At 65.5% G+C, this 7869-nt stretch carries 1 protein-coding gene; it reads left to right on the plus strand.

Translation table 11 applies throughout. The annotated features are described in order from the left end of the window. Window positions 1–344: 344 nt before the first annotated feature. Window positions 345–7869: tandem-95 repeat protein (locus tag KGM94_RS01365; RefSeq protein WP_300254107.1), on the plus strand; the 7525-nt coding region annotated here is incomplete at its 3' end.

The raw sequence follows: 7869 nt of genomic DNA on the forward strand, positions 1-7869 counted from the left end.
AATCTCTGTATTTGCCGCAATATGTTGCGAAGGTTCCCGCGCGCAAGACGATGCAAGTATCCGTATCGGATCTCTACGTCGTAATACTTGGCAAGGCGGAGAATGCGTAAAAAATCGTGGAAATATATTGCGCGTTATTCCGGCGAATACCCGAATTGGCGGGGATGCGCGGCCCGAGAAATCGGACAGAACCTTTCTGCCGCGTTAATCGACACAAGCGAAGGATGGTTTCGTTAAGGGGTTGATAATGATAAGCAAGCTTAGGCGATCGATACTTATTTAAATATTAACCCTTTTACGGTGCCCAGTTGAATTACACTGGCAAATTTGACGCCGCGCTTTCCTTGGATGGCCAGGGTTCGGCCCCGTCCGTCCATTTTCACGTCGAGTCATTTACCGCCAAGGGCCACGGCGCGGTTCCGGCGGGCGCGTTCGTCGTTCCCGACCCCAACTTCATCTTTCATGGCGAGTTCAAGCGCGCCGGCGTCGACCTGATCCTGTCCAACGACGGCCGGGACTTCGTCGTTCACGACTACTTCAAGGGCGAGAAGCGCGCATCGCTCGCCTCTCCCGACGGCGCGCATCTCACCGGCGACCTCGTCAACGCGCTCGCCGGCAACGTTCAGTATGCGCAGGCCGCGCCGGGCGCCGGCGCCGCCCAGGTCATCGGCCACGTCACCAAGCTGACCGGCAGCGCGACCGCGATCCGCAACGGCGTTTCGATCATCCTGAACCAGGGCGACAACGTCGAGAAGGGCGACGTGGTCTCGACCGGTTCGGATTCGACGCTCGGCCTCACCTTCATCGATGGCACCGTGTTCGGTCTGTCCGCCAACGCGCGGATGGTCCTGAACGAGATGGTCTACGACCCCAACGGGTCGAACAACTCCTCGCTGCTCAGCCTGGTCGCCGGCACCATCACCTTCGTCGCCGGCGAGACCGCCAAGCACGGCGAGATGAAGGTCGATACGCCGGTCGCCACGATGGGCATCCGCGGCACCGCGGTGGTGACGGAGATCAGCTTCATCATCCCGGCGGCGACGGTCGACAATCCGCAGCCGCAGCCGCAACCGCAGGCGAACTTCCAGGTGCTGGTCGAGCCCGACGGTCACACCGGCTCCTACATCCTGTTCGACAAGACGACGCTGCTGCCGATCGCCACCGTCAATCAGGCGGGGCAGATGATCCAGATCAGCGGCGGCAACGTCACGATCGGTCAGGCACTGCTGTCGCCGGAGGTGCAGAAGCTCATCACCGACGTGTTCACGCTGAAGTTCACGGACAATTCGGGCAATACCAAGCTCACCAACAACAGCACCGACTCGATCACGCAGGAAGGCAACAAGATCACGGTCACGACGGCGAGCGGCTCGTCCGCGACCGCGACCGTGACCAACACCGTCAATACCACCAATAATACCCAGCAGCAGGGTCCCAGCGACAAGACGGTAGCGGGCGATCGCATTCCCGGCGCGCCGAAGGCGGCAAGCCTCGACCTCGCCGGCAATCCGACACAAGGCTTCGCCATCGCCGAGCGCGGAGGCGACACCAACACCAACGATACAGCCGACCTGGATTCAGTCAGCGGCAAGGTGACCTTCCTCGACTTCAACCTCGGCGACACGCCGACGGTGAAGGTGAATCTCACCAATCCGCCCGTCGTCACCTACAAGGACGCCGGTCAGCACGACGTCACCGCTTCGCTCTCCGCTCTGCAGAAGCAGGACATCGCGGCGACCGAGGTCAAGATCGTCGTCGTTCCCGCTTCCGGCAACAACAACAACGGCTCGGCGGTCTGGACCTACAGCGTCCCCGACAATCTCTTCGACTTCCTCGCCGCGGGCGAAACGCTGACGCTGAACTATGTCGTTCGTGTCGACAACAATTTCGCCGCCAACAACGAATTCACCGAGATCCCGATCACCATCGTGATCACCGGCACCAACGACAAGCCGGTGATCACGTCCAGCGTCTCGACGATCGCGTTTTTCGGCGGCACCAGCGTGCCGGGCGGCCCGCTGACCAGCGGCGAGCCGACCTCGGGAACGCTGAGCTTCACGGACGTCGATCTGACCGACACGCACACGGTGTCGGTGGCGCTGACCGGCGCGAGCCTGCCGGGCGGCGCCGTACCGCCGGGTCCGCTCGCGGCCTTCGAGAGCGCGATGTCGGTCTGGATCGCGAACAACAACGACAGCACCGGCACGGGCGACGGTACCATCAACTGGTCGCTGGCCGACCTGCCCGTCTACCTCGCCGACTTCATTGCGAAGAACCAGGTCCTGACGCTGACCTACACGGTCACGGTGACGGACTCGCAAGGTGCGACCGCGACGCAGACCATCACGGTCGCGATCACGGGCACCGACAATCCGGCCGTGGTGTGGATCGCAACCGGTTCGGATGCGGGCGGGCTGTGGGACGACGCCGCGAACTGGGAAACCGGAACCGTTCCGCTCGCCGGCGACGACGTCATCGTCATCACCGACCAGCTGCACGGATTTGCCCCGTCCTACCCGGTGACGGTCGATGCCGCGGCGGTTGCCCATTCGGTGACCATGAACGATTTCGACGTGTCGAAGCCGGGGCATCTGCGGCCGGAACTCGACAACGAGAGCACGCTGACGATCGGCGACACGCTCACGGTCAAGGCGGACGCGTTCGTCCACAATTTTGCAGGCGCGGTCATCACGGTCGGCGGCGAGGTGACGTTCGGCGACGGCGTCAACATCAGCAAGCTCACGAACGAGGGCACGCTCACGCTTGCCGCCGGCGGCAGCATCGACGGCCTGACCGACGTCACCAATTCCGGCCTCATCGATCTGTCCGGCGGCACGCTCAACCTGTTTGCCGACATTGCCAATGCGAACGGCACCATCGAGGTCGATACCGACGCGACGCTCAATCTGTCCGGCGCCACGATCTCCGGCGGCACCATCGATGGCGCCGGCACCGTCGACGTGATCGGCGCCAGCACGATCGATGGCAATGCGACCCTGAGCGCGAGTCTTGTCATCGTCGACGCGCAGTTGACGCTGGATGATGTCACGGTGTCGGGCTCGGTGATTACCGACAATTCCAGCGTCGTGCTCGGCGACACCGTCAAGCTGAAGGACTCGGCCGAGATCAAGGGAGGCCCGGTCACCAACAACGGCACGCTGGAGATTGCCGGGGCGGCGGCGCTGAAGAACGACGCCGTGACCAACAACGGTACGGTGAAGGTCGACGGCGGCCAGACCCTGACGCTGGATACCACCACGATTACCGGCGGCAAGCTGACGATCGACGGCACCTTGGCGTCGACCGGCGCCAGTGCCATCAACAGTGCCGACATAACGAATTCGGGCACGATCGAGGTCGTCAGCGGCACGCTGACGATTGACCCGGCGGTCCAGCACATCATCACCAATCTCAACGCCATCGATGTCGACGGCGGCGCACTCGATCTCGTCAACGTCGAGGTCGACAATTCCGGGACGTTGACGGTCGCGGCCGGAGCAGAGCTGGACCTGACGTCGGTCGAGATCTACGGCGGAACCCTCGGCAATGCCGGCCATCTCTACGCCCTATCGGGCTTCAACAGGGTCACCGCCGCGGTCACCAATACCGGTACCCTTGAGGTCCAGAGCGGCACGCTCGATCTGGCGGGCGGCCTGGCCGGGGCCGGCGCGCTGATGATTGACAATACCGCGACGCTCGAACTGGCGGGCGCGGACGCGCAGACCGTCACCTTTGCCGGCGGCACCGATACGCTGCAGCTCGACGACCTCGCGGGCCAGAGCTTCACCGGGACCATCGCCGGCCAGTCGTCGTCCGGCGGCACCTTCACCGTCACCGGAGATGCGAACATCACCAGCGCCAGCGGCGATGCACTCGACTTCACCGCTTCCGGCGGGACGGGTTACAATCCGGCCAACGTCGTGCTGACGCCCGCGGGTACCCTGACCGGTGCGGCCGGCGGCATCGGCGTCACCCACAACGGCGTCGGAAATGTCTCGATCACGACGGCGGGCGCCGTCGCGGGCCTCGCCGGCGACGGTATCGACGTCATTCAGGACGCGGCCGGCGCAAGCGGCTCGACGCACATCACGAATGACGGCGCGGTCGTCGGCGCGGCCGGCTTCTCCGCGATCCACATCCGGGAGAACGCGACGGGCACCGCGCTGATCGACAACACGGGCACGATCGGTCCCACTGACGCCGGCGCGATCACGTCCTCGACCTCCGCCATCGTTGAAACCGGCGGCGCCGTCACGATCAACAACACCGGCGAGATCGACGGCAATATCTCGGTTGCGACCGCAACCTTCAACAACGAATCCGGCGGCACCTGGACCGTGGCGGGCACGAGCGTGTTCGGCGCTGCGTCGCTGATCGACAACGGCGGCCAGATCAACCTGCACGACGGCGCCGCGATCTCGGGCAGCGGGCTGAACATCACCAATTCCAGCGCGATCGACAGCTGGGGTACTACGTCGATCAGCGGCGCCATCGTCAATACCGGCACCATCGTGGTCGACAGCGGCGCGCTGACCCTGTTCGGCTCGCTGTCCGGCTCCGGCTCCGTGACCATCGACGAGGGCGCGACGCTGAAGCTCGAGGGCTCGGTGTCGCAAACCGTCACCTTCGCAGGCGACGGCTCCTCCGAGCTGAAGATCGACACCCCGACCTTCGGCGGATCGATCGCCGGGCTCGGAGCGGGCGACAAGATCGACCTGTCGAGCATCCACTACGACCTCGCGACCACGAGCGCGAGCTACGACACGCTGACGGGCGACTTGACCGTCACGGATCTCTTTGGCAACGCCATCACGCTGCACCTCGTCGGCAGCGATTACAGCCACGCGCATTTTGCCGGCAGCGACGACGGCACCGGCCACACGCTGATCACGCTCAACGCCGCTGACGACGCGCCGAATTTCGCGAGCGGCGAGGACGCGCCGAGCACGGGCTTCGCCGAGCTTGCCGGCACGACTGGCTCCTCGACGACCGATCCGTCGCCGGCGGCCACCGGCACCGTCCATTTCACGGATGTCGATCTGACCGATCTGCCGACGGCGTCCATCAGCGATCAGAGCGTGACCTGGACCGACGCCAACCATGTCGACATCTCGGCGTCGCTGACGCAGGGCGAGAAGGACGCGATCAAGCAGGCGCTGACGCTGCAGCAGAGCGAAAACCAGAACGGCGGTGCGATCGGCTGGACCTATTCCATCGCCGACAAGGCGCTGGACTTCCTCGGCGAGAACCAGACGGTGATGCTGGTGTCGACCGTCACGCTCGGCGACGGATACCCGGGCGGGACCGATACCGCGCAGGTCACCGTCACCATCCACGGCACCAACGACGCGCCGGTCATCATGGCGGAGAGCCATGACCAGGCCGGGGCCGACCTGACCGAAACGAACGCGGGGCAGACGGCGCACGGCACGCTGACCGTCTCTGACGCCGACGTGACCGATCACGTCACGGTGGCGCTCGACCACGTCGACGTCTATCTGGACGGCGTGCTGCAGGCTGGCCCGGTCGGCGGTCTTTCGAACGCGAGCCTCGAGAGCTATCTGACCGTTCAGGCCGGCGACATCCTCGACGGCACGGCAACCCACGCGCAGTTCGCGTGGAATTTCGACTCCCACGGTGAGGCCTTCGATTTCCTCGGCGTCGGACAAACGCTTTCGCTGCGGTACACCATTCAGCCGTCTGACGGCCATCAGCAGACCGGCAGCGGCAACGCCGTCGTCACGATCAACATCGCCGGTACGAACGATGCGCTCGTTGCGAATGACGACGTCATCTCCAGTCCGACGATCTACGAGGATACCGATGCTGCGCTGACGACGGCGCAGCTGCTCGCCAACGATACCGATATCAACCCCGGAGTTACGCTGACCGTCACCTCGGTCGGCGACCTGAGCGGTCACAGCCTGCATGGCGGTACGGTGAGCCTGAACGGCAACGCCATCACCTACCATTCGGCGCTCAACTACAACGGCCCGGACAGTTTCACGTATACGGTTTCGGATGGTACCGTGACGTCGATCGGAACCGTGCTGTTCAATGTTGCTGCCGTCGACGATGCGCCGGTGGCCGTTGCCGATACGCTGTCGGCAACCGAAGACACGCCGATCACCTACACGGCGGCGCAGCTGCTGGGCAACGACACCGACGTCGACAACAGCAACGGGCAACTGTCGATCGCGTCGGTGACGAGCGGTGTCGGCGGAACGGCGGTGTTGAATCCCGATGGCAGCGTGACGTTCACCCCGAATGCAGACTTCAACGGGGCGGCAAACTTCACCTACACGGTTGGTGACGGTGCCAGCATCAGCAATACGGCGACCGTCACCGTCAACGTTGCTCCGGTCAACGATCCGCCGACAGGCGCGGTGACGATCTCGGGTCTCGCCCAGGAAGGCCAGACCCTGACGGCCTCGAACACGCTCGGCGATGCCGACGGGCTCGGCGCCATCGCCTACCAGTGGCAGCGCGACGGCCATGACGTGGCCGGCGCCACCGGGACGACCTACCTGCTCGGCAATGCCGACGTCGGCCACAGCATCGACGTGGTGGCAACATATGTCGACGGCCACGGCACCGCCGAGAGCGTGACCAGTGCGGCGACCGCGACGGTCGGCAACGTCAACGATCCGCCGACCGGGACGGTGACGATCGCGGGGCTCGCCCGGGAAGGCCAGACCCTGACGGCGTCGAACACGCTCGGCGATGCCGACGGGCTCGGCGCCATCGTCTACCAGTGGCAGCGCGACGGCCACGACGTGGCCGGCGCCACCGGCACGACCTATCTGCTCGGCAATGCCGACGTCGGTCACAGCATCGACGTGGTGGCAACATATGTCGACGGCCACGGCACCGCGGAGAGCGTGACCAGCGCGGCGACCGCCACGATCGGCAACGTCAACGACCCGCCGACCGGTTCGGTGACGATCGCGGGGCTGGCCCAGGAAGGCCAGACCCTGACGGCCTCGAACACGCTCGGCGATGCCGACGGGCTCGGCGCCATCGCCTACCAGTGGCAGCGCGACGGCCATGACGTGGCCGGCGCCACCGGCACGACCTACCTGCTCGGCAATGCCGACGTCGGCCACAGCATCGACGTAGTGGCGAAGTATGTCGACGGCCACGGCACCGCCGAGAGCGTGACCAGTGCGGCGACCGCCACGGTCGGCAACGTCAACGACCCGCCGACCGGTTCGGTGACGATCTCGGGGCTGGCCCAGGAAGGCCAGACCCTGACGGCGTCGAACACGCTCGGCGATGCCGACGGGCTCGGTACCATCGCCTACCAGTGGCAGCGCGACGGCCACGACGTGGCCGGCGCCACCGGCACGACCTATCTGCTCGGCAATGCCGACGTCGGCCACGCCATCGACGTGGTGGCAAAGTATGTCGACGGCCACGGCACCGCCGAGAGCGTGACCAGCGCGGCGACCGCCACGGTCGGCAACGTCAACGACCCGCCGACCGGTTCGGTGACGATCTCGGGGCTGGCCCAGGAAGGCCAGACCCTGACCGCCTCGAACACGCTCGGCGATGCCGACGGGCTCGGCGCCATCGCCTACCAGTGGCAGCGCGACGGCCATGACGTGGCCGGCGCCACCGGCACGACCTATCTGCTCGGCAATGCCGACGTCGGCCACAGCATCGACGTGGTGGCGACATATGTCGACGGCCACGGCACCGCCGAGAGCGTGACCAGTGCGGCGACCGCCACGGTCGGCAACGTCAACGATCCGCCGACCGGTTCGGTGACGATCGCGGGGCTGGCCCAGGAAGGCCAGACCCTGACGGCCTCGAACACGCTCGGCGATGCCGACGGGCTCGGCGCCATCGCCTACCAGTGGCAGCGCG

Source organism: Bradyrhizobium sp., assembly GCF_028868675.1.
GTDB lineage: Bacteria > Pseudomonadota > Alphaproteobacteria > Rhizobiales > Xanthobacteraceae > Bradyrhizobium.